This is a genomic window from Bradyrhizobium sp. Mp19 (assembly GCF_029952935.1).
GTDB lineage: Bacteria > Pseudomonadota > Alphaproteobacteria > Rhizobiales > Xanthobacteraceae > Bradyrhizobium > Bradyrhizobium elkanii.
On record NZ_JASAUT010000174.1, the window covers coordinates 1 to 1,044 of the forward strand.

The window sequence follows — 1,044 nt, forward strand, 5'->3', positions numbered from 1 at the left end:
CGAACTTGGTCAGCCGGACCGTCAGCACGCCGGCGTCGAGGTCGACGTCATCACGCTCCAGGCCCATCGCCTCGGATAGCCCAGCGAGCGGCGCGGAGAAAGAGTTCCCGGAATGCTACGGGCGCCGCCGACCTTCGCGTTCAGCCCCGTCTCACGGGTGTTTGGCGGCTCCGGATTTGCAGGGCTCGGCAGCTCATAGTTGACGCCAGGGAGCGCAACAAAATGGATGGTTGGATAGTGACAGTCGCTGTCTTCAAGGAAGAAGTCGACGACGACGAAGCTTTCAGGCATATAACTTACGTGGTTGCCGTCGCCGATCCGGCGGAAGCGGTGAGGATGACCTTAGCAGACTGCGGCGCAAAGGCCGCAATGCTCAACTGCCCGATCGAAGAGGAGCAGTTACTAAGACTTGGCGTGAAGCCCAGCGAGCTTGTCATTGTACACGAGGACGCGATCGGCCCGATCATCTCGCGCCCTCGTCGTCACTAATGCGGCACGTCTGATCTCATTCAGCCGTGTCCGGTTCATGACGTTGGGGTCCGGAAGCCGCCGCTCGCGCGAGCAGTCAGTCTGCACAAGGTATGAAAGTGCCCCGTCTGCTTCTCTGCGCAATGTGACCGTCTGGCACGTGGGTTGCTGAGCCAGGTATGGCTTGGTTCGCTTATGAATGATCCTCGTGAGGGCCAAGCCTGTTCGCGGCGCGACGGCGTGCGGGCGGTGGCCGTCAGCAGCCGCCCGCACGCTTTTTCGTCGTTTCGGCCCCTAGCCCCGCTGTGCTGTGTCGATTACTCACCGCTTATCTTTGCATTGCATAGTGACCATCTGGCACGCGAGTTGCTGAGAGGCTTACGGTTTGGCTGTTCTATCCTCACGCAACCCCAGACAGTCAAGCTTGGCGTAGCAAACTTCGTGCGGGTGGTTCCCGCCCGCACGTCTTTTTCGTAGCCGTGGAGATCATGGCATGACACGTGAAGAGGCTTTGAAGAACGCTATAGCAGCGCTCAGGGGATGGTCGGAGGGAAAGATCGAAACCGGCGCTGTACT

The 1,044-nt window shown here is 60.0% G+C and carries 1 protein-coding gene; it reads left to right on the top strand.

The genetic code is table 11. The features are described from left to right. The first annotated feature begins 237 nt into the window (after nt 1–237). A complete protein-coding gene (locus tag QJT82_RS45425; RefSeq protein ID WP_244980949.1) occupies nt 238–489 on the top strand; it encodes a hypothetical protein in 252 nt (83 codons plus the stop codon). The last annotated feature ends 555 nt before the right edge of the window (nt 490–1,044 follow it).